21 protein-coding genes are annotated in these 22,018 nt (G+C 32.4%); 16 read left to right on the top strand and 5 right to left on the bottom strand.

Features of this window, described 5'->3' with window-relative positions; translation table 11 throughout:
• Nucleotide 1: 1 nt before the first annotated feature.
• From ACQH6S_RS03970 to ACQH6S_RS03945, 6 genes are all read left to right on the top strand, one after another.
• Nucleotides 2-1,459: an NAD-dependent succinate-semialdehyde dehydrogenase gene (locus ACQH6S_RS03970; protein ID WP_341759908.1), complete on the top strand. Its 1,458-nt coding sequence runs from the start codon at nt 2-4 to the stop codon at nt 1,457-1,459.
• A complete protein-coding gene (locus ACQH6S_RS03965; RefSeq protein WP_425360715.1) occupies nt 1,456-1,791 on the top strand; it encodes a YraN family protein in 336 nt (111 codons plus the stop codon). The genes ACQH6S_RS03970 and ACQH6S_RS03965 overlap by 4 nt, the downstream gene beginning before the upstream one ends.
• A 227-nt stretch (nt 1,792-2,018) precedes the next feature.
• On the top strand, nt 2,019-3,503 hold the full coding sequence (locus ACQH6S_RS03960) for a UDP-N-acetylmuramoyl-L-alanyl-D-glutamate--2,6-diaminopimelate ligase (RefSeq protein ID WP_425360716.1): 1,485 nt from the start codon (nt 2,019-2,021) through the stop codon (nt 3,501-3,503).
• Between the two features lie 421 nt (nt 3,504-3,924).
• On the top strand, nt 3,925-5,298 hold the full coding sequence (locus ACQH6S_RS03955; RefSeq protein WP_425360717.1) for a UDP-N-acetylmuramoyl-tripeptide--D-alanyl-D-alanine ligase: 1,374 nt from the start codon (nt 3,925-3,927) through the stop codon (nt 5,296-5,298).
• Nucleotides 5,298-6,383, top strand: coding sequence for a phospho-N-acetylmuramoyl-pentapeptide-transferase (mraY, locus tag ACQH6S_RS03950; protein WP_094649654.1), 1,086 nt, complete (start codon nt 5,298-5,300; stop codon nt 6,381-6,383). Before ACQH6S_RS03955 ends, mraY begins: the two co-directional genes overlap by 1 nt.
• Before the next feature lie 477 nt (nt 6,384-6,860).
• Nucleotides 6,861-7,907, top strand: a complete 1,047-nt coding sequence (locus tag ACQH6S_RS03945) for an IS110 family transposase (RefSeq protein ID WP_425360001.1) — start codon at nt 6,861-6,863, stop codon at nt 7,905-7,907.
• A gap of 353 nt (nt 7,908-8,260) precedes the next feature.
• Here ACQH6S_RS03945 and ACQH6S_RS03940 read toward each other — a convergent pair whose 3' ends face one another.
• The gene (locus tag ACQH6S_RS03940) at nt 8,261-8,839 is read right to left on the bottom strand and encodes a UbiX family flavin prenyltransferase (RefSeq protein ID WP_094648801.1); all 579 of its coding nucleotides are present in this window, start codon (nt 8,837-8,839) and stop codon (nt 8,261-8,263) included.
• A gap of 110 nt (nt 8,840-8,949) precedes the next feature.
• On the opposite strand from ACQH6S_RS03940, the gene ACQH6S_RS03935 reads away from it, so the two are divergent.
• From ACQH6S_RS03935 to recF, 6 genes are all read left to right on the top strand, one after another.
• Nucleotides 8,950-9,126, top strand: coding sequence for a DUF465 domain-containing protein (locus ACQH6S_RS03935; protein WP_094648802.1), 177 nt, complete (start codon nt 8,950-8,952; stop codon nt 9,124-9,126).
• 150 nt (nt 9,127-9,276) lie between these two features.
• Nucleotides 9,277-9,909, top strand: coding sequence for a guanylate kinase (gene gmk / locus ACQH6S_RS03930; RefSeq protein ID WP_094648803.1), 633 nt, complete (start codon nt 9,277-9,279; stop codon nt 9,907-9,909).
• A gap of 557 nt (nt 9,910-10,466) precedes the next feature.
• A complete protein-coding gene (gene ctrA / locus ACQH6S_RS03925) occupies nt 10,467-11,171 on the top strand; it encodes a response regulator transcription factor CtrA (RefSeq protein ID WP_425360720.1) in 705 nt (234 codons plus the stop codon).
• A 184-nt stretch (nt 11,172-11,355) separates the two neighbouring features.
• Entirely contained in the window at nt 11,356-11,706 is a 351-nt protein-coding gene (locus ACQH6S_RS03920) for a hypothetical protein (protein ID WP_094648805.1), read from the top strand.
• Between the two features lie 61 nt (nt 11,707-11,767).
• Complete coding sequence (locus ACQH6S_RS03915) at nt 11,768-12,436, top strand: DUF5394 family protein (protein WP_341748620.1); 669 nt, start codon at nt 11,768-11,770, stop codon at nt 12,434-12,436.
• Nucleotides 12,436-13,518, top strand: a complete 1,083-nt coding sequence (gene recF / locus ACQH6S_RS03910; protein WP_094648821.1) for a DNA replication/repair protein RecF — start codon at nt 12,436-12,438, stop codon at nt 13,516-13,518. The genes ACQH6S_RS03915 and recF overlap by 1 nt, the downstream gene beginning before the upstream one ends.
• A gap of 55 nt (nt 13,519-13,573) precedes the next feature.
• Here recF and hemC read toward each other — a convergent pair whose 3' ends face one another.
• Nucleotides 13,574-14,485, bottom strand: a complete 912-nt coding sequence (gene hemC / locus ACQH6S_RS03905; RefSeq protein WP_341748619.1) for a hydroxymethylbilane synthase — start codon at nt 14,483-14,485, stop codon at nt 13,574-13,576.
• 13 nt (nt 14,486-14,498) lie between these two features.
• A complete protein-coding gene (locus tag ACQH6S_RS03900) occupies nt 14,499-16,985 on the bottom strand; it encodes a valine--tRNA ligase (protein ID WP_425360721.1) in 2,487 nt (828 codons plus the stop codon).
• A gap of 45 nt (nt 16,986-17,030) precedes the next feature.
• On the opposite strand from ACQH6S_RS03900, the gene ubiA reads away from it, so the two are divergent.
• Nucleotides 17,031-17,888 (top strand): 4-hydroxybenzoate octaprenyltransferase, encoded by an 858-nt coding sequence (gene ubiA, locus ACQH6S_RS03895; RefSeq protein WP_192866912.1) that lies wholly within the window; start codon nt 17,031-17,033, stop codon nt 17,886-17,888.
• 253 nt (nt 17,889-18,141) lie between these two features.
• On the opposite strand, the gene ACQH6S_RS03890 is transcribed toward ubiA, so the two are convergent.
• Both ACQH6S_RS03890 and ykgO read right to left on the bottom strand, forming a co-directional pair.
• On the bottom strand, nt 18,142-18,552 hold the full coding sequence (locus ACQH6S_RS03890; RefSeq protein WP_425360722.1) for a DUF2660 domain-containing protein: 411 nt from the start codon (nt 18,550-18,552) through the stop codon (nt 18,142-18,144).
• Between the two features lie 65 nt (nt 18,553-18,617).
• Nucleotides 18,618-18,743 carry a type B 50S ribosomal protein L36 gene (ykgO, locus tag ACQH6S_RS03885; RefSeq protein WP_094648811.1) on the bottom strand — a complete coding sequence of 42 codons (126 nt, stop codon included), beginning with the start codon at nt 18,741-18,743 and terminating at the stop codon, nt 18,618-18,620.
• Nucleotides 18,744-18,923: 180 nt separating this feature from the next.
• On the opposite strand from ykgO, the gene ACQH6S_RS03880 reads away from it, so the two are divergent.
• From ACQH6S_RS03880 to ACQH6S_RS03870, 3 genes are all read left to right on the top strand, one after another.
• Complete coding sequence (locus tag ACQH6S_RS03880) at nt 18,924-19,061, top strand: hypothetical protein (protein WP_425360723.1); 138 nt, start codon at nt 18,924-18,926, stop codon at nt 19,059-19,061.
• Nucleotides 19,062-19,109: 48 nt separating this feature from the next.
• Nucleotides 19,110-20,207: a hypothetical protein gene (locus tag ACQH6S_RS03875; protein ID WP_341748617.1), complete on the top strand. Its 1,098-nt coding sequence runs from the start codon at nt 19,110-19,112 to the stop codon at nt 20,205-20,207.
• Between the two features lie 100 nt (nt 20,208-20,307).
• Nucleotides 20,308-21,549: an AmpG family muropeptide MFS transporter gene (locus ACQH6S_RS03870; protein WP_425360724.1), complete on the top strand. Its 1,242-nt coding sequence runs from the start codon at nt 20,308-20,310 to the stop codon at nt 21,547-21,549.
• Nucleotides 21,550-22,018 lie beyond the last annotated feature (469 nt).

The raw sequence follows: 22,018 nt of genomic DNA, 5'->3' as shown, positions 1-22,018 counted from the left end.
TATGCAATTACTAGATTTTGTTAATAAAAAAAACTATATAGATGGAAATTGGCTAGATTGCCAAGAACAGTTATCAGTTTATAATCCTGCCAATGATAAAGTGGTTGGGTCGATACCAAATTTGCCTAATGATTTAATTATTAGTGCTATTGACAGTTCTGTTAGAGCTTTTAAAATTTGGTCACAAACTTCTTTTGAACAAAGAATAACTATATTAAGAAAATGGCATTCTTTAATATTAGAGAATATTGATCAACTAGCCTATATAATTACCTTAGAACAGGGGAAAATATTAGAAGGTGCAAAGCTTGAGGTATTATATGGTGCGTCTTTTATTGATTGGTTTGCTAGTAACATTCATAACATTCAAGGTAAAATAAAGCCTGGAAAATCAATAACTCACAAGATTATCACCGAATTTGAGCCAATTGGTACGGTTTGTTCAATTACTCCATGGAATTTTCCAAATGCCATGGTAACAAGAAAGGTTGCTCCAGCATTAGCTGCTGGTTGTAGCGTTATACTTAAACCATCGGAATTCACACCTTTTTCTGCATTGGTTTTGGCTAAATTGGCAAATGATGCTGGGATACCAGCTGGAGTACTAAATATTATCACCGGTGATGCCAATAATATTGGACAAATATTTTGTAATGATTTTAGAATTCGTAAATTATCATTTACTGGTTCTACGAGGGTAGGAAAGATGTTATATCAGAATTCTAGTGCTACTATTAAGCGTTTATCTCTAGAACTTGGCGGTAATGCTCCATTTATTATATTAAGTGGTGTTGATTTAGATAAGACTGCCAGTGAGCTTATATTAGGAAAGATAAGGAATAGTGGACAATCTTGCACTTCGCCCAACAGAATATTAATTGAAGAAGCAATTTATGATGAATTTTTACAAATTCTTACTACAAAATTTGCTAATCTGAAAATAGGGGATGGTTTTGATTCTGAATCAGTTATAGGACCGTTGATTAATAAAGCAGCTATAGATAAGATTTTAAAATTGATTGAAGATGCTAAAAATAAAGGTGGAGAAATCTTATGTGGAGGTAAAGCTCATGGTAATTTTTTTGAGCCAACAATTATTAGTAATTGTCAGGATAATATGGAGATTTTTAGCACAGAAATATTTGGTCCCGTTCTTGCATGTTATAAATTTGGCAGTATACAAGAAGTTATAAATAGAGCTAATAATACGGAATATGGTTTGCAAGCTTATATATATTGCAATAATATAGCCATAGCTCAAATAATGGCAACAAAACTTGATTTTGGTATGGTATCAATTAATGATTCGCTGCCTGCTAATTGCAAGGCAGCATTTGCTGGGCGAAAAAATTCAGGGTTTGGAGTGGAAGGTTCAGATGAGGGAATATTTGAGTATTTAAATAGTAAATTTGTAAACTTGCATAATTATGCAGATTCAAGTCAATTAACTTTATTATGAGAAAGATTACCCTTGGTTTAATAGCTGAGTATGTAGCTATTATTATTTACAAAATTAAATTTTATCAAATTCTATATCATCGTAAAAGATATTATGTTGGCGAAATTGATATTATTGCTCTGCGTGGTAAACAACTTGTTTTTATAGAAGTAAAAGCAAGATGTTCTGACGTTGATGATAGAATATTATCAACTCATCAACAGATGAGAATAAAAAGAGCTACCAGTATGTTTTTAAGCTCTAACCCTAAATACCAAAATTATCAGGTTAGATTTGATCTAATAATTATTAAACCTTACAGTATACCCATTATTATTGAGAATGCTTGGTAATTGAGATAAATATATAGCTAACCCGGTTAGTATGATGCCTAATTAACAGACGTCATTGCGAGAAAGTATAAGCCAACGAGGCAATCAAGTTTTTTGTCATTCCCGCGTAGGCGGGAATCTAAACCCCTCTACCTACGCAGGGGTGACACTGAGTTGTAAATTGTCATCTCTGCGAAAGTAGGCATCTAGGATGCAGCCTCCTAGGCTATACTTAAATTGTAGAAATTATGCAAAAACTATTTGATAATAAAATTATCTCTCAGATGAATTCTTGCAGTTTGTGCTGTGACTCTAGACTAGCTAAAGCTGGCGATATATTCTTTGCGATTAAAGGAGCAAGCTCTGATGGTAATAAATTTATCGATGATGTAATAAATAAAGGGGTGAAATTCATTATTACAGATGATGCTGAGAGCTTAAACAACCCCAATATTACCACCAATGATGTACATATAAATCTTGTGAGTGATGCACGGTTGGCACTGAGTCAAGCTGCTAATATTCTCTACCCATTATTACCATCATATATGATAGCTGCTACTGGTACTAACGGTAAAACCTCGGTAGTATCATATTGTAGGCAACTATATACATTATTAGGAGTACCAAGTTGTTCTATTGGGACTATTGGCGTAGAATGTGCCAGTGGTTTGGATTTAAGTGTTCAAGACATTTTAGACAAATCCCCGGCTCTCACTACTCTTGACCCTATAACTTTTAGACATATTTTACATAAGCTAGCTGAGAATAACACAAAATATGTAGCTTTTGAGGCTTCTAGCCATGGTTTAGATCAACAAAGATTATGTGGTGTAAAAGTAAATGCTGCTTGCTTTACTAGTTTTAGTCAAGATCACCTTGATTATCACCAAAATATGGCTAATTATCTTTTAGCCAAACTAAAATTATTTACAGATAATTTATTGCCAACAGGAACGGCTGTGTTAAACTCAGAAATAGCACAATTAGATTATATTAAACATTATTTACAACAACGTAATATAAAGTTTTTAACAGTGGGTATGAATGGCGATCTGAAAATTATCGACAGTACAATTCCTGGACATAAGGTTCCTGGACATAAGGTTTGTGACTATAAAGGGCAAAAATATAATTTTACTACTGATATAGTTGGTAGTTTTCAAGCTAGTAACTTACTGATTGCCGTTATGATGGTGCATTTGACTGGCTTTCCTTTGGAACAAGTTATATCGAAGTTATCGCAAGTTAAAGCAGTTAAAGGGCGTTTAGAGAGAGTAGGTAATAGTAATGTGTTTATCGACTATGCTCATACCCCAGATGCTTTGGAAAAAAGTTTACTGGAGTTAAGAAAAATAAAATCAGATAAGGGGTTATTAAAAGTAATTTTTGGCTGTGGTGGTGATAGAGATAGCAGTAAAAGACCATTAATGGGGCAAGTTGCGGCGAAAATTGCTGATGAGATTATTATTACTGATGACAATCCAAGAAATGAAGATCCAAAATTAATACGGCAGCAAATTATACCAGCTATTATAGCGATCACTAATAGTTTTATAGAAATAAAAAATAGAAAAATAGCAATTACTGAGACGATACATAATTTACAAAAAGATGATATTTTGCTAATTGCCGGCAAAGGTCACGAAAATTATCAGATAATCGGTAATAAAAAACTACCCTTTAACGACTTCGATATAGCCAATAAAGCTCTAGGAGGCTGCATACAATAACGAAAGTAATTCTATATTTGGCTCTTTTTGACTGCGAATAAACATGATTTTTTTGAAATAGGTACACTATTCCTACAAAAATCATATATATTCTCGCCGAAAAATAGCTCAAAATATAATTAATTAGTTATTGTAGGCAGCCTCCTAGAAAATAAACTTATTGACAATTAAAGCAAAATTGGGGTAAGAATTGTCTTGAATGTGAGCGTTCATGGAAAAAGTTAAAGTATAAGCGTCATTGCGAGGAGGTATTTTGCTACACACCGTCATTGCGAGGAGTGGCTAGCGACGAAGCAATCCATAAAAGTAACAAAAAATGGATTGCTTCAACCATTACATGGTCTCGCAATGACATGACGTCTTGTACTTTAACTTTTTTCTGTAAACTCTCACTTTTGAACTTTACGTAAGATATAATATAATGATTTGGTCAGCAAGAGACTTGAATAATGCATTGAATATAGAGGTACATCCTGATATTCATGGTGGACAAGTTCAATTCAATTCTAATTCCGTTACAGATGGTGATTTGTTCATTGCTCTTAAAGGAGCTAATGATGGACATAATTATGCGTTACATGCTCTAGAACGTGGGGCAAATGCGGTAATTATTAGTCAGGAAATAGCAGGGCTGCCTGATGAAAAAGTAATTATGGTTCCTGATACCTTAACTGCTTTGCATCAGATGGCAGAGTATAAACGGCAGAAATCCCAGGCAAAGTTTATTGGGGTTACTGGCAGTAGTGGTAAAACTGGAACTAAGGAAGCAATCAAAACTGTACTAAGTCACTTTGGCTCTACTTTTGCTAGTCGAGGAAATTTCAATAACCATCTTGGTGTACCTATAAATCTTGCTTCTCTACCGGATGATATAGAATATGCTGTTTTTGAAATGGGTATGAATCATCCAGGAGAAATAAGAGCTCTAACAAAAATGGTTAGACCTGATATATCAGTCATTACTACAATATCAGAAGCTCATCTTGAATTTTTTCAGTCTCAACTGCATTTGGTTGATGCTAAATGTGAAATTTTTGAAGGAATGTCAAAAGATGGTATAGCTGTTATAGATTTAGATAGCCCATATTATAACCAAGTTTTACAAAATCTTAAGCAATTATCGATTAATAATATATATAGTTTTGGCACATCACCATATGCAGATTGTAGCTTAATATCATATGAATATCAACAAATTACCCAACAAGTTCGTTTACGTTATTCGATTCATAATACTAAAATAGATATCGAGATTCCCCTTGTACCAGAACATTATGCTAGAAATTATACTATCGCTCTTCAGATGTCAGCCATATTGAACTTAGATATTAATGTAGCAGCAAGACAATTAAACAAAATATTATTAATGGATGGTAGGGGTAAGCTAATCAATGCCAAATATCATGGTCAGGACTACCAAATTATCTGCGATTATTATAATGCTAATCCAGAATCAGTAAAAGCTGCTTTATTATATCTAAAACAGCTTAGTGGTAAGAAAAAAATTGCTATAATAGGTGATATGTTAGAATTGGGAGACAATTCGATAAAATTCCATAAAGATTTAATACCAGCAATTCTCGATTCTGGTGCTAACAGAGTTTTTTTAGTAGGCAATAATACCCAATATATCTATCAATCTTTGCCAGATGAAATAGAAAAAATACATTTTGATAATGTTGATCTGTTAATAGAAAACTTAAGTAAATTACTTAAGGGTAATGAATTAATCTTAATAAAAGGGTCAAATAGTACCCAACTTAGTAAAATCATCCAATCTTTTGAGTTACACTAGTGATATACAACCTCCTTGCCCCCTATATACATAAGTTGCATGTCGCAAATTTATTCCACTATATTACTTTTCGTATCGGACTTGCCATATTATTTAGTTTGACTATTTCTTTTTTGATAGGACCTAGGATAATTAGAGTTTTACGAGATTTACAAAAATATGGTCAACCAATTCGTAATGACGGGCCAGAAACCCACAAAGCAAAAGTAGGGACACCAACTATGGGTGGGATAATGATTATCCTCACCGTTTGTCTTTCTACTCTCTTATTTTCTGACCTTACTAATAAATATATATGGATAGTGTTATTTGTCTTTATTAGCTTTGGTATACTTGGTTTTATGGATGATTACGCTAAAGTAACAAAAAACCACCATAAAGGAGTTAGTGGTAAGAAGAAATTATTATTTCAGTTTACTATTTGTCTAATTGCTTGTTTATTGTTAAGGGATGCCAATAATCAAGGAAATAACCTGCTGACTATTCCATTTTTTAAGAATTTATTGATTGATTTGGGATTATTTTACATTCCTTTTAGTATGTTTGTTATAGTTGGGGCATCAAATGCGGTGAATCTAACTGATGGTCTTGATGGTCTTGCCATCGTGCCGATTGCTATTACTGCAGGTTCTTTTACCTTAATTATTTACTTGGTGGGTAATAGTTTCTATGCAAATTATCTGCAAATTATTTATGTAGCAAATATTTCTGAATTAACTATCTTTTGTGCTTCAATTGTTGGTGCTAGCCTAGGATTTTTATGGTTTAATGCTCAGCCAGCAGAAATCTTTATGGGAGATACTGGTAGCCTAAGCCTCGGTGGTGCTCTTGGTGTTGTTAGCGTTATTGCCAAACACGAATTTGTTCTAGCAATTATTGGTGGATTATTTGTTATTGAAACTTTATCAGTAATTATTCAAGTATATTATTTTAAAGCTACTCGTGGTAAAAGACTTTTCAAAATGGCTCCGTTGCATCACCATTTTGAGAAACATGGCTGGTCAGAGTCAAAAGTTGTGATACGTTTCTGGATTATAGCTATAATATTTGCTCTAATTGGTTTGTCTTCGCTAAAACTAAGATGAAAAACTGCTACGTATAGCTCTACTAGGCATAGATAAGTATTAAGCAGCATAAAAACGTCATTGCGAGAAGGCGTAAGCCTACGAAGCAATCCATATAGTCTTGATGTATCTATACTAATTCTCATGGATTGCTTCGTCGCTACTAAAGTAGCTCCTCGCAATGACGTTTTTACCCTATCATTCCCGCTTCGGTGCGGAATCTAAACCCCTGCTTACGCAGGGGTTACACAACAATAGATTGCTGCGTCACCGCTTTTAGCGGCTCCTCGCAATGACTCTTAGCAGTCAGCTTTTTTACTCATCATAAAAAAATAAAAAAGATAATTGCTATGAAGCAGGGGTCTCAGATTCCGCACCGAAGCGGGAATGATGGTATGGACGAGTGAAGCGAAATATGCTTTACTTGTACGGAGTCAGCTGAAAAATAGTTTTCAGCTGCTCCAAATTAAATAATAATTTAATTAATAGATCCATACCATGATAAATAATAGCATAAAAAATACTATAATAGGAATAGATTTAGCAAAAAATAGTATGCACTTGGTGCAAGTCGATCAAAATGGCAAAAAAATAGGTTACCAAAAAGTTACAAGAGATGAGTTAATAGCCTATTTAAGCAATCTCGATAAAAGTTCATTGGTAGCTATGGAGGCATGTGGAGGAGCTAATTATTGGTCACAGGAAATTGCTAAGCTTGGTTTGCAAGTCAAACTAATGAAAACAAAAGATGTAAAAGTTTATGCTACATCGAAACAGAAAAATGATTATAACGATGCGTTAGCAATATGCAAAGCGGCTCGTGATCCAGAATTAAAAACTGTGCTACTAAAAAGCAAGGAGGAACAAGATATAAAATTCTTGCATAAAATTAGAAGTAATACGATCAGAGATCGTGTGCAAAAAACTAATTCTACAATATCAAGTTTATGTGAATATGGCTATAATACAAAATTAAGTAAAAATAAATTTTGCAAATCATGTAGGCTGGAGGTAGAGTTAGCGTATAGTAAAGGTTATATAAATTCTGGGGTAAGGTCAATTTTACTTTTAGAATGTAAAGAAATTGAGGATTTATGTGACAAAGAAAAAACTTTAGAAAAGCTGATTATCAGCAATAATAAGCAAAGTGAGAAAGCTACTAGGTTGCAGACAATTTTTGGCATTGGAGCAATCAATGCTAGTTGTTTGAGTGTAGCCCCAATGGAAAGTTATCCAACCCCGAGGGATTTTGCTGCTTCGCTTGGTTTGGTACCAAAGCAACATAGCTCAGGAGATAAGATAGTTTTAGGAGGGATTACCAAACAAGGAGATAGATATGCCAGAACTATGTTGATTCAAGCCGCAAGGACAATAGCAATAAGAGCAAAAAGTGATAAGGAATCAAAAGATAAACTAGTGCAGTGGGCAGTGAAGAAATTTGCTGAAAATAAATCATATAATATTATATGTGTTGGTTTAGCAAATAAGTTAGCAAGGATTGCTTATGCAGTAGTCACCAATGGTAGCGAATATGTTGCAAATTAGTTTAGTTGGAAAAAAAGAAGAAACTATGTCAACTAAATAAAAATTGGTAATTGATAAATATTGTGAGTAAAGAATAGTAACAATAAAGAGAACGAAAGTTAAAGAGTTAATGAATAAGTATTCTGAATAAAATCCGTAATTATGTCGAGGCTCTAGAAGCCGTGGGAATGAGAGGTCACTCAAGGATATTTATAAGAATGCAGAAACCATTATGGCACTTGATGCCGAATATATGACCGCTTCCTTTGTGGCTCTATTTTTTTATTTTCTTTGTTGACAAATTCACTCGTCCATATATGACAATAGTTCGCAGAAATGACAAGAATGGGCAGATTTTTCAAATACTAATCAGGTTATTTTAACCCATCCCAACGTTTTATTAAACCAGCATCAATGTCAAAAATATCAAGCACTCGAGTAATTGAGTGATTTATTATATCATCCAAGGTTTCTGGTAAGTTATAAAAAGCAGGCACTGGAGGAGCGATTATCCCGCCATAACTCGTTACTTTCAACATATTCTCTAAATGCCCCCTATGTAAAGGAGTTTCTCTAATCATTAAGACTAATTTTCTTTGTTCTTTCAGTATAACACCTGCTGCTCTACTAATTAAATTATCCTCAATGCTGCAAGCAACTGAGGCGAGAGTTTTCATGCTACATGGAGCTATGATCATACCAAATGTCCTAAAAGAACCACAAGCAATCCTACAACCAATATCAGAAAGATTATAATAATAATCTGCTAGCTCTTGCACTTGTTGTATAGAGTAATCTGTTTCATGTAGTATAGTCAAATGGGCAGATTTTGAGATAATTAAATGACTTTCAATATTTAACTGCCGTAAAATCTCAAGTAACCTTATACCATATATGGCTCCAGAAGCTCCAGAGATTGCCACAAGCAATTTTTTTTTATTATTAGCAGTCATAGTTATATTTTTTCCTTTTAAAATATATTATATTGTATTAAAATAGTATTTGGTTTTATAAAGTTGACCTTATAGAAATCCTAGTTTTTAACTGATTATGGAGTTTAAAAATGAATATCAATAATCATATACAAAGCTTACAAAAAAAACATGACGATTTACAAAGACTAATAAACGCTGCATTTTTACATTTGCAGGATGATACTAAAATCAAACAGTTGAAGAAACAAAAATTAATGCTAAAAGATAAAATTTTGTTGTTATATAAGAACATCACCAGCAATTAAATTTATTGATTCTTTATAAAGCAGAAGGCTGTAATTAAAAAGATTTGTGTACAAACAATTTTTTAGTAAGGGTAATCTGTTTACTTTTTCGTTTCAATCAAAAGATTATTCGAGTATATTCAGAGTCACTGTTATAAAAGAATAATAAATATGGTACTATCTCTGAAAAGTAAAGGATTAACTGTTATTTTATCTTCCCCCTCGGCTGCTGGTAAATCCAGCTTAGCAAGAGCAGCTTTAAAAATAGACAGTAATCTTAGATTATCCATCTCTGCAACCACCAGAACACCTAGGACAGGTGAGATTGATGGAGTAAGTTACTATTTCAAGACCAAAGAGGAATTTAATAAACTAATTGAACAAGATGAATTCCTTGAATATGCAAATATTTATAATAATTATTATGGAACGCCTAAAAAAGTTGTAGAAGAGCTACTAAGTCAAGGGCTAGATGTTTTATTTGATATAGATTGGCAAGGTACAAAATCCATAAAAAAAATCTTATCAAATGTGATTACAATTTTTGTTCTGCCACCAACTCCTAGTGTTTTGCAGCAACGAATTCAAAATAGAGGGCAAGATAGTAAAGAAGCGATAGAGTTGCGTATGAAATTAGCAACCAAGGAAGTACAATATGCTAAATATTATGATTACGTGGTTATTAATGATGATTTTGAGATCACTCTTAAAACAATATATTCGATAATCATCGCTGAACGCGTAAAAAGAATAAGGCTTAATTTAGATAAGTTTTATAGTAATTGGCAACATGCGTTATTATAGAATATATGAATATACGTAATAAGAATCAATAAACTTTCTGCATAAGTTAATCTATAGCTAACCCAAAGCAAATTTATAGTCAATTCAGGAGGATTTGGGACTAGGAGCGACGAGTGACGACGTCACCAACTTCTCATCAATTGACTATACTATGGCTAAATATTAATGTGGTTAGCTATAGGTTATGTTAATAAAATTTAAATATAACTTGTTATATCAAATTCAGCTATGTAAAATGTAAAATTTACAGGAGTTATCGATTATAGTCAATTCAGGAGAATTTGGGCTTAGGACGCCTATAAGTAACAGATGAGCATTGAGTGGCAACGTTACCAACTTCTCATCAATTGACTATATCAGGGCTTCGGTATAATAAATAGACTGTTGCTGATTAAAGGACAAAAATTACTTATTTAAAGAATAATGTTCACAACAGCTTAATATATTTGTAATTTATTTTAATAAAATTACTTGCTCTTATGGAGATAAAATGAGAACATAGCGTGTAACAAAAAGAATAAATTACTAAAGAAAAATTTGTTAAGGAGAAAGACGTAATGAGGGTATTGTTAGTAGAAGATAATAGTGACATAGCTAGTTCTATTGAATTAACGTTAGCTTCAGAGGGAATTATTTGCGAAGTGGTCGAGTTTGGTACAGAAGGAATAGAGATAGCTAGAGTTTATAATTATGATTTGATTATCTTAGATCTTATGCTACCAGACATTAGTGGATTCGAAGTATTGCTAAGATTACGTTCTGCTAAAGTAAAAACGCCCATATTGATTTTATCAGGTATTACTACAGTTGATCAGAAAATCAAAGGGCTTACATGCGGGGCAGATGATTATATCACAAAACCATTTAACCGCGAAGAGTTAATTGCTCGTATTTATGCAATTGTTCGTCGTTCTAAAGGACATTCTGAGTCAGTGGTTAGGTTTGACAAGGTAAGTATTCATCTTGATACCAGAATTGTAGAAGTGGATGGAAAAAAGGTTCATTTAACAAATAAGGAATATGCCATTTTAGAATTATTAGTTTTACGTAGAGGAACAGTATTGAATAAGGAGATGTTCTTAGATCATCTGTATAGTAGTGTTGATGAACCAGAGATTAAGATTATAGATGTATTTGTTTGCAAATTACGTAAGAAATTAGCTGATGCTGCTGGTGGTACAAACTACATTGATACGGTATGGGGGCGTGGTTATATGTTAAAAGAATATGATGAACAAGATCCAATATTACATCATTTTTAAGGAGAAGTTATTAGACCTCTTACCTAATCTAATTGGTAATTTTGTTGTCAAAACTCGTCTCCGTTCCTCACGTACATCTTAGTACGCTGTGGTACTAGACTTCGTTTTTTCTAAGAATTCCTCAATTATCTTTAGGGTTATGCAAGAGGTCTATTGAGCCATCTAGAAACCAAGATAGAAGATTATGATACCTAGCACGATAGAACTAACCGGTAAGGTCTATATTAAATATGTTGATCATATAGTAAATTCATATGTTGGGGATGTTAAGCTTTTGTTAAATGACGATGCATTAAGCCTTAATAAAGGGGATTATGAGAATTTAAAGTCAAGCGGTTATATTAAAGCAAAAATTTTTGATGGACTTGTTTGGCAGAATATTAGTATAAGTGAGTTATGTTCAGAAAAAGAATACAAATTTACTAAAAGACAAAAAGCTATTGACTCAGCCTTATTATGCAAAACTATAATTGAAGAGCGTCGAGGAATTATGTTATATAGAACTTATAGAGGACACTTTACTACTCAAGAATGATTAGCTAATCCTTTCCCTGGATTTGCTTAGTTTGAGTAATTGGTAAATAGGAGGCTAACAAATGGAAACAGATAACAAAAAACCACAAGATTCTAGAAAATTAGCAGACCAAATTAAGGATGCATTGGCAGGTATCACTAATGATGATGAACTTGGATCCGATGAGGCAATGGAAATTTTCAATGAGTTAAGTGCAAACGACGCTTTTGAGCAAGAGATAGAACAAATATTAGCTTGTCTTAACGAACAAACAATGGATCTAACCAAATTACAGACACAGATTATCATATTAATACAAAAATATTTAGGTAAACTCAATAACAAGAAATTAAATCTTAAAGTTGATGAACAACTTATCAGTAAGAATGTTACGGAAGTAAGTAGTTACTTGATGCAACAACATTCACAATTGGTAAAAGAAGCTAACCGAGGCTTGATAAAATCAAAAGACAATCTACATGGTATAAGTCGTCAATCTAGATTGGAAGCAAGGCGTTTAGTTAAAAATTTTGCTTTATACCAAGTTTATAAATTTATGAATCCTAAAAGAATAGCTGGAGAAACAAAAAAAGAAAATTTTGCTTATAATATGATTAAAGGCGGGATGGATTTAGCTACAAAATATGAAGGTGGAGCAAAAAGTGATATTAAATCATATTCTCCAGAATTTCTTAAAAAATTAAACAAGGCTCATCAAAATTTTAAAAGTGGTGGGAAGACAATTTATTGATTAATAATATTTACTTACAAAAATTAAAACTACTAAATTATCGTAATTTTCAGGATTTAGAGATTAATACTGGTAATAACCCTATTATATTAATAGGAGCAAATGGTAGTGGTAAAACTAACATCCTAGAATCAATATCACTATTTTCTCCTGGTAAAGGTTTGAGATCAGCAAAATTAGATGATGTTTGTCAAAGAGGGGCAGAGCATTGTTCGGCTTATGGGCTACTACACAGTAAACTTGGACTAGTTGAAATTTCAACAAATTTAAAACGTCAATCTAATAGGCGACTTACAGAATTTAACGGTGCTAAAATACAAAATAATGAATTGAGCAAGTTCTCTGCTATGATTTGGCTTACTCCCCAAATGGATGGTATTTTCTCTTCTGGTGTTAGTGATAGACGTAAATTCTTTGACAGGATTGTCTATAATTTTAATCCATCGCATGCAGGGATAGTGACTAAATATGAATATTATATGCATGAACGCAGTAAAATCCTATTACAAGATCAAGTTGATACAAATTGGCTTGGAGTAATTGAAGAGAAAATGGCAGAATTATCAATTCAAATTGCTATTAATAGGTTGAAAATTTTAGAACATATTCAAAAAACCATTGATGATTTGGATAATGACTTCCCTAAAGCTATTTTATCAATTAATGGGGTTATAGAAGAAAAAATATCAAAAAATTATGATATAGATGTAGATTTTATAAAAAATGAATTAGTGGGCTGTCGTATTCGTGATAGAATGTCTAATCGTACTAATTTTGGAGTTCATAAAAGTGATTTTATAGTTATTCATAAAGAAAAAAATGCCCCAGCTAAACACTGCTCTACCGGTGAACAGAAGGCTATGCTCATTGCAATAATACTTGCCCAAGTTAATTATTCTATTAAAGAAAATATCGCTATGCCTATTTTACTGTTAGATGAGGTTTTTGTCCATCTTGACAAGAAAAGGCGAGAATATTTAATTGATCTTTTCCTAGAATTAGGATTACAACTATGGGTAACTGCTACTGACTTAAATGGCATAGAATCCTTAACCAAAAAAGCAGAGCTAATAAAACTATAGAACAAAAATAAACAACACGATAGGTGCTTATTCAGCACTAATTAAGGTTAATTGACTATATCATATTCTTGGCAGCTTTTATGCCAGAATTTTTAGCATCTTTTGAATCGGAAGTTTCGCTATGAAAAACTATTTTACTGCCATCAAAATTGGCAAGCATAAACTCCGTATGAATAACCTTATCACGTATACTTAAATCATTTGAGTATACGTATGTTGAATAAGCAGCTATAGGGGTTTTACAATCTGCATCTAGATATTCTAAAAATGCTCTTCCCGCCTTCATTAGTTCCCATGTTTCAAGATGGTTAATTTTATTACATATCTCCTGCATTTTGTTATCATTTTTTCTTATCTCTACCGCTATAACTCCCTGCCCTACAGATGGCAACATCTCTTTTATATCTATTAAGTGGCAATATTTTTCATCAAATAGCCCCAATCTTTTCAAACCACTATAAGCGAGAATGGTCGCATCAACATCACCTTGCATTAATTTTTTTATTCTTGAATCAACATTTCCTCTAAAAGTAACAATTTGTAAATCAGGTCTTTTTCTTTGTATTAGGATTTTTCTACGTACTGAGGATGTACCAACTATACTGGCAAAAGGCAATTCTTCTATTGATTTATAGTTCAAGCAGACAAATACGTCTCGTGCATCTTCTCTCTCAAGTACAGCACATATCATCAATTCTGACGGTAATTTACAAGGTACATCTTTAAATGAATGTACAGCTAAATCAATTTCTTCATTTATAAGAGCAGCTTCTATTTCTTTTAAGAATAAAGCCTTCCCACCTATATCATACAAATTTTTATCCTTAATCAAATCGCCAGAGGTAACTATTGGGACTATTTCATAATTTATCTGTGGATAATGAATTTTAATTTGGTCAATTACTAAACCTGTCTGAATCAAAGCCAGAGTACTTCTTCTTGTACCTATTTTTATTACCTTCTTCATCGATGATTTATTGTCAGTATATTATATTAACTACAACTTCATCATTCTTTAAAACTTGATTTGTTGATGAAAATTCCTCAACAAATTCTATTTTATGAGAAGATGTAACATTTTTAAGGTCTATCGTTAAGTCATTAGGAAGTTTTTCTCCTATAATTTCTAGTACCTTAATATTAGCTTTAACTGACAAATTCTTTTCTGCTTTAGCTTTTCTAACCAAATCTAGTATTTTAATAAGCCTATCAGGTTGAATTTGCTCTACCGGGAAAGAGAATTTTTTGATTTGAGACCAATTACCTCGACTATGGATAGATTTTGTACTATATAATATTTGCCAAATTTCTTCTGTTATATGCGGTAAGAAAGGAGCTAATAATTTGAGTAAAATTTTTATCGAATAATATAAAGTGATTATAGCACTATACTGCCCTCTATTGTCTGAGCCATCCATGTTATAAGCTCGGGTCTTAGTGATTTCAAGATAATTATCACAAAATACTGACCAAAAAAACTTTTCTATTGACTCCATAGCATCGGTATATTCATAATTATGCATATCTGATTCAACTTTATCTACTAACTCAACTAGTTTTACTATTAACCATTGGTCAAACTTGTGACAAATTTTGCTTTCTATATCAGGAATCTGGACATTTTTATCTAATGGATCTAATTTGTCAAAATGAATAGCCGCAAATTTGCAAGCATTCCATAATTTATTAACAAGTCTCTTCCCATTTTTCATTACCTCTTCAGAGTAAACAGTATCAGCTCCAAGCCTAGATTTAGAAGTCCAATAACGCATTACATCAGCCCCATATTGCTCAAGTAATTTTTGTGGTACAATAATATTCCCTTTAGATTTTGACATTTTGCTACGATCGAATGCCAGGCACCACCCACTAATCATAATGTTTTTCCAAGGTAGGGTATTTTCATGCAATTGGGCTTTAAGTACTGTGTAAAAAGCCCAGGTTCTAATAATTTCATGAGCTTGTGGACGCAAATCAGCTGGAAATAATTTGTGGTGACGCTCAGCATCTACGTTAAACTTTTCAGATATACCGTGACTACTTAATTGCGGTGAGATTGCACTAGTAGCCCAAGTATCCATAACATCATAATCTGGCTCTACCTCTTCTCGCGAATAGCCAATTGGCAAATCTTTGGTTGGGTCTACTGGCAGTTGTGTTATATCTGGAAATATAGCTTTGCCTACTTCTCCAACTCGTTTAGAATACCAAACAGGGAATGGCACGCCAAAATAGCGTTGACGACTTATACACCAATCCCATGATAAACCATTTATCCAGTTCTCAAGCCTAATTTTCATATTTTTGGGGTGCCAATTAATTTCATTCGCTCGTTGCATTAAAACATCTTTATGTTTTATCGTGTGAACAAACCATTGCGGTATGGTAAGTATCTCTAGTGGAGCTCCTGAACGTTCAGCACATTTTACTGTTTGAGTGATTTCTACTTGTTTAACTAATAAATTTTTCTCTTTTAAGATTTCTATAATTTTACTTCTAGCATCTTTTATTTTTAAGCCATTTATCTGATTATAAGAAGATGAATTTGATAATTCGTCTGATAAATCTATGATACCTTTTTTATCTATAATAATTTTTATAGGTAAATTATGAACTCTCCACCAAGTTATGTCGGTTACGTCACCAAAAGTACAACACATAACAAGCCCGGTTCCTTTATCTATTTGAACTAAATCATCTGCTAAAATAGGTACTTTAATATCAAATAGCGGTGTTATGGCAAATTGACCTTGCAAATGTTTGTATCTATCATCATTTGGGTTATAAAATACCGCAACGCAAGCTGGTAACAATTCTGGTCTAGTAGTAGCAATAATAATCCTCTCGCCCTTACTGGTCTGAAAAATTACATCATTCATCATTGAAGTTTTTTCTTGGTCTTCGATATCAGCTTGTGCTAAAGCCGTTTGATCAACTGGATCCCACAATATTGGTTGATTATTGCGGTAAACTTCTCCTTTATTTACTAAGTCTAAAAATGACATTTGTGACATTTTTCGTGATAATGGATTAATTGTCTGATATTCCAAAGTCCAATCAACCGATAAAGCCATTTGATTAAATAATGAACGAAATTTTTCTTCTTCAGAAATAACAACTTCTTTACATATTTCAACAAATTGCTCTCTTGCCATATTTGTTGCTTTTATCTGCTTTTGCTTTTCAACTAAACGTTCGGTAGGTAAACCATTATCATCAAAACCGATTGGATAAAAAATATTTTTACCTAGCATCCGTTTGAAACGAACCATGAAATCAGCCTGGGTATAACTATAAACATGTCCTATATGCAGTTGCCCTGAGACTGTTGGTGGTGGAGTATCTACTACAAAACTATTTTCCCTTGTTTCATTTTTATCCCAAAGATAAATTTTTTGTTCTTGCCAAAATTTTTGCCATTTTCTTTCGCTTTCACTAAAGCTATAATCTTTTGGAAATTCCGTCATAATAAGACTATTATAATTAAATTAAACCAAGATATATCATAATTAATAGTAATGCCAAATAAATTTTTCCTAAGTCTCAGTTTAATGAGGCTGCAAAATCCTACTGGATATCTGTTAGTATTCTTCTCAGCATGCTTTGGGGTACTTCTTACCAATATTACAATATATAATTTAGTAAAATTATTACTATTATTCTTTATCGGAAGTGTCGTTACCAGAGGAGCTGGTAGCGTTCTTAACGATATTTTTGACAAAGATTTTGATAAATATGTGTTACGAACAAAAAATAGACCTTTGGCTAATGGCTCATTGAAAGTAAGTGACGCGATGATTTTGTTAATTATATTATCAATTATTTCCTTAGCCATTTTATTATCATTAAATAAAACAGCCATTTACTTAGGGTTTTTCTCCTGCATCATGATCATTTTATATCCACTAATGAAGAGAATTACTTTTTTTCCACAAATATTTCTAGGGCTAACATTTAACGGAGTCTTGATTGGTAATAGTGCAGTAATCGATAAAATATCACTAGAAGCTGTTATTATGTATATTGCCTGCTGTTTTTGGACTATCGGTTATGACATTATTTATGGCTTTATGGACATAGAGTACGATAAAAAGATTAATCTCAAATCAATGCCATTATTTTTAGAAAAGAAAAACTATAAACTGCATCTATATGTTTATTATACCATTTTCATAATATTATTCATAATTGCTAAAATTATAGCAGCTCATCACCTTAACTATATAGCTATCCTTTGTGCTTATATGATGCTGATTTGGCAGGTAATAACATTAGAAATTTCAGACCCACAAAACTGTCTTACTAGATTTAAAAATAACAATTATGTCGGTTTGATTTTGCTCTTAGGTTCGTTAGACTTAGCTATGTGAGTGTTTACGGTTTTTTTTCTTATGATGAATAAAAAATCTGATCGCCAAGCGTCATTGTGCATAAGCATCAGTTTAAGAAAACAATATATTGAGAAACCGTCATTGCGAGGAGACCGTAAGGTCGACGAAGCAATGACGGTTGTGAGGTTAAATTGCTTCTAGGAGGTTGCCTGCGATAACTAATAGGAATCTTGTACTTTAACTTTTTTCTCTGAACGCTCACAATTAATCTTGCTGTCAAAATTACCGATGCTTATTTACCCAAAGATTTCTGGGACTGAGAATGGGCTTGTTGTTCAATATTTGCAGCTCTTGATGTAATTTGTTGCTTAATACCAAGGTCTACTACATGCTCATACTTCATACCGTTATTTAACAATGTGTGACCAAGATGATTTACTAATTCTACATCCTCTTTAGAAAATTTATTAACAATTGATTCTGTAATTTCATATAAGAACTTCCACGATAGCTCAACCTTTTCTTTTAGAGTTAGCTTCTTGATATTATCTGCTTTATTAAATGGTGCATTAAGCTCTTGTGCATTATTAGTATCCTTGATAAGCATACTAACAGACGCATTTTTGCTCTTCTTATAAACAAAGAATATAATAAATACTACAAGTAGACCTACTGCAATGATTATCAAATTAGTATTTTGCATAAGATCCTCCATCTAAAATTAAATCTTAGAAATTTAATCAACAACGTATGAAATTTCTAAATTATCTAACCTTGCTTAGCTTTAAACCTTTTAATTTTCTTGTTTATTACAAGAATTTTACCTTTTCTTTTTACAACCTGGCAATCTTTATCTCTTTTCTTTAGAGATTTTAACGAACTTACAACTTTCATATAAAATTTATCCTTTGATATTATTTAACAAAAACTTTAAAAGTGATAAATCAATTTTTAAAATTTTTCTAGCTTAAATTAGAACTCTTGCATAACCTAAAGATAATTGAGGAATTTTTAGGAAAAACGAAGTCGAGTACCGCAGCGTACTAAGATGTACGTGAGGAACGGAGACGAGTTTTGACAACAAAATTACCAATTAGATTAGGTTATGCAAGAACTCTATTAAAAACAGCAATAGTACTACCTTCCTCAATTTTGTCAACAAAATTTTTCATAGAAGCTGTTTATGCTTATGGTAAGAATCTTGACAAGTAATGATATTATTTTGATAATGGCTCCTTTTCTAATTATAAAAGGTAGATTGTGATAAAAAGAATAATTTTTGCTATTATAATAAATTATATTATTTGTTTATCTTCCTATGCTGAACAGGTTCTTCATACAGTATGGGGTGATTCTATAGTTAATGATCCGATAATAGAGGAATTAATACAAAGTAAAGCTATGCAAAGAATAAAAGAAATTGATCAATCTGGCCCACCCCCTTATTTGGAATTAATGCCATTTTTTAGTCGCTATGATCATAGTATAGGAGTATTTGTTTTATTACAAAAAGCAGGAGTGTCAAAAATTGAACAAATAGCCGGCTTGTTACATGATGTTTCTCATACTGTTTTTTCTCATTTAGGAGATAATTTATTTTATCAACCAAATAGCAGACATTCTTATCAAGATACTATCCATTTATGGTTTCTAAAGAAAATGGATATTGAAAAAATTATCAGTAAATATAACATTTCTATTAGTGAACTAGACCCTGATAATCCCAAATACATAGCATTAGAATCCCCCTTGCCTTCACTTTGTGCAGATCGAATACAATATAATATTCACACAGGCGTTATTCTTAACAAAATTTCAGAAATTGAAGCAAAGGAAATGGTCGAAAATTTACAATTTAAACATAATATATGGTTCTTTACAGATCCTGTGCTTGCTAAACAATTTGCTATGCTTTCTTTAGATTTTACTTGGGAATTTTGGGGTAGCGAATGGAATGCTGTAGTATATGACTGCTTCGTTAAGATATTAAAACGTGCTGTAGATATAAATCTTATTACTAAAGATGAATTACATTTTGGTATAGATAAGCAAGTTTTAACAAAGCTTCAAATGAGTAAAGATGTTAAGTTACGAAAATTATTTAAGGAATATTCTCATAAAGTTAAAACATTTTCAATAGTGGAATTTGGCAAAGGGCAAATAAACATTAAACCAAAATTTAGAGGTATAGACCCTACAGTATATTATGATGGAAAATATCAACTATTATCAAAGATAGATAAAATTTTTAATCATAAGTTTAATCTGGTTAAAGAGTGGTGCCAAAAAGGTTATGGAATTAGTTATAGTAATAAGGCTCCTAATAAGATAGTCCTACCTTATAAACGGGTAGGATAGGTTTATCAGCTAAATCCTATTCCGGTTAGTTATAGAATCTAACTTAACTTGTATAGGAAAATTATTATTGTATTATAGTTTTTTCTTATTAGATATTTATATGTTAACTCCTTCAAAATTGTTCATTATTTGGTTGTTTGGTTTAACTAGCGGATTTACCTTAATGATTACAGGCAATACCTTAAACTATTGGCTTGCTAAAGAAAATATTGATTTACAATCTATTGGAATGTTTGCTGTTATCGTAATACCTTATTCTATCAATTTTTTATGGGCTCCTATTTTTGATACTGTAAAGTTAGGTTGGTTAAGTAAACTACTTGGTCATAGATTATCTTGGATTTGTCTGATTCAAATTTTGTTGGCATTGGCTATTTTTCTTTTAAGTACCATGGATCCTCATCATAGTCTAATATTGTTTGCACTGGTAGGATTGATAATATCATTTTTAAGTTCAGCTAAAGATACTGTCTTAGGAGCATTTAGAACTGAAATTATTGCCAAAGAATCTCAAGGGGTAGCTTCTGGAATTTATATTTTTGGCTATCGTATCGGTATGCTAATATCAGGTTCCGGTGCTATTTATCTATCAAGCTACTTGGGATGGAATAATGTATATAAAATCTTTGCCATTTCTGTACTTGTTTGCTCTGCTATTTTAGTTGTGAGTATCTTACGATTAAAGCATGACTTAATTTCCCAAACTTATCAGGATTATAAGGTAAATAGTTCAAACTTTATACAAAATATCTTGAGACCTGTAGGATCTTTTTATTTAATCTTTTTAATAATAATCTTCCTTATTTTATATAGATTACCAGATAATTTTATTTGTATGATGATTAATCCTTTTCTGATACATATTGGTTATAACGAATTTGAAATAGCTAGTGCAGGGAAATTTTTCGGCATAATATCTGCAATAATTGGTGGGCTAATAGCTAGCTCAGTGATGAGAAAAAAGAATATCTTGGATAGCTTGCTGATATTTGGAGTAATTCATGCCATAGCACATACCTTATTTATTCTGCAAGAGATTTATGGTAAAAATCTACCCTTATTCTTTATTACGACAGGTTTTGAGAGTATAACTGGTGGAATGACTATGACAGCCTACATTGCTTTTATTGCTTCAATTTGTCAAGGTAAATTTCGTGCTACACAATATTCGTTTTTCACTTCTATGATGGGATTTTCACGATCGATTTTTCCAGCTCTTTCAGGATATATTGTTGTACAATTCGGATGGCAAAACTTTTTTACATTTATTATTATCACAACAATCCCCTCCCTCCTTCTGCTACTAAAAATCAGCTCATTACTAAAAGTAAAAATGAAGTGAATGACCTATAGTCAATTGATGAGAAGTTAGTGACGTTGTCCATAGCAATTACCTTTTTTATAAAAACGTCATTGCGAGGGGGCGTAAGCCTACGAAGCAATTCAGTGACCCAAAATGGATTGCCACGACCACTATGTGGTCTCGCAATGACAGATAACGTCATTGCGAAGGGGCATAAGCCACAACTGTTGAAAGTTAGAAGAGGAAGCGGTTTTAGACCGGATAATTTAAAAGTCGTATGTGGTCAACGTCATTGCGAGAAAGACCGTAGGTCGACGAAGCAATCCATAAAAGTAACCAAAAATGGATTGCCACGACCACTACGTGGTCTCGCAATGACAGAAAAGCTATCTAAAACCCGCTTTACCTTCTAACTTTCAACAATTGTGGGGCGTAAGCCTACGAAGCAATCTATTTTTATCGCTTTTTGGATTGCTTCAATGCCACTAAAGTGGCTCTGAGCCATAAC

Origin of the sequence: Candidatus Tisiphia endosymbiont of Mystacides longicornis (assembly GCF_964031095.1) — a bacterium.
Classification (GTDB): Bacteria; Pseudomonadota; Alphaproteobacteria; order Rickettsiales; family Rickettsiaceae; genus Tisiphia.
The sequence above is the reverse complement of the archived record's forward strand: the minus strand, read 5'-3'. Positions and strand labels throughout refer to the sequence as shown.

Excerpts from the sequence above, each read along its gene's own strand:
- ACQH6S_RS03970 (WP_341759908.1), top strand. The coding sequence starts at position 2 with ATGCAATTACTAGATTTTGTTAATAAAAAAAACTATATAGATGGAAAT.
- ACQH6S_RS03965 (WP_425360715.1), top strand. The coding sequence starts at position 1,456 with ATGAGAAAGATTACCCTTGGTTTAATAGCTGAGTATGTAGCTATTATT.
- ACQH6S_RS03960 (WP_425360716.1), top strand. The coding sequence starts at position 2,019 with ATGCAAAAACTATTTGATAATAAAATTATCTCTCAGATGAATTCTTGC.
- ACQH6S_RS03955 (WP_425360717.1), top strand. The coding sequence starts at position 3,925 with ATGATTTGGTCAGCAAGAGACTTGAATAATGCATTGAATATAGAGGTA.
- ACQH6S_RS03945 (WP_425360001.1), top strand. The coding sequence starts at position 6,861 with ATGATAAATAATAGCATAAAAAATACTATAATAGGAATAGATTTAGCA.
- ACQH6S_RS03940 (WP_094648801.1), bottom strand. The coding sequence starts at position 8,839 with ATGACTGCTAATAATAAAAAAAAATTGCTTGTGGCAATCTCTGGAGCT.
- ACQH6S_RS03935 (WP_094648802.1), top strand. The coding sequence starts at position 8,950 with ATGAATATCAATAATCATATACAAAGCTTACAAAAAAAACATGACGAT.
- gmk (WP_094648803.1), top strand. The coding sequence starts at position 9,277 with ATGGTACTATCTCTGAAAAGTAAAGGATTAACTGTTATTTTATCTTCC.
- ctrA (WP_425360720.1), top strand. The coding sequence starts at position 10,467 with ATGAGGGTATTGTTAGTAGAAGATAATAGTGACATAGCTAGTTCTATT.
- ACQH6S_RS03920 (WP_094648805.1), top strand. The coding sequence starts at position 11,356 with ATGATACCTAGCACGATAGAACTAACCGGTAAGGTCTATATTAAATAT.
- ACQH6S_RS03915 (WP_341748620.1), top strand. The coding sequence starts at position 11,768 with ATGGAAACAGATAACAAAAAACCACAAGATTCTAGAAAATTAGCAGAC.
- hemC (WP_341748619.1), bottom strand. The coding sequence starts at position 14,485 with ATGAAGAAGGTAATAAAAATAGGTACAAGAAGAAGTACTCTGGCTTTG.
- ACQH6S_RS03900 (WP_425360721.1), bottom strand. The coding sequence starts at position 16,985 with ATGACGGAATTTCCAAAAGATTATAGCTTTAGTGAAAGCGAAAGAAAA.
- ACQH6S_RS03890 (WP_425360722.1), bottom strand. The coding sequence starts at position 18,552 with ATGCAAAATACTAATTTGATAATCATTGCAGTAGGTCTACTTGTAGTA.
- ykgO (WP_094648811.1), bottom strand. The coding sequence starts at position 18,743 with ATGAAAGTTGTAAGTTCGTTAAAATCTCTAAAGAAAAGAGATAAAGAT.
- ACQH6S_RS03870 (WP_425360724.1), top strand. The coding sequence starts at position 20,308 with ATGTTAACTCCTTCAAAATTGTTCATTATTTGGTTGTTTGGTTTAACT.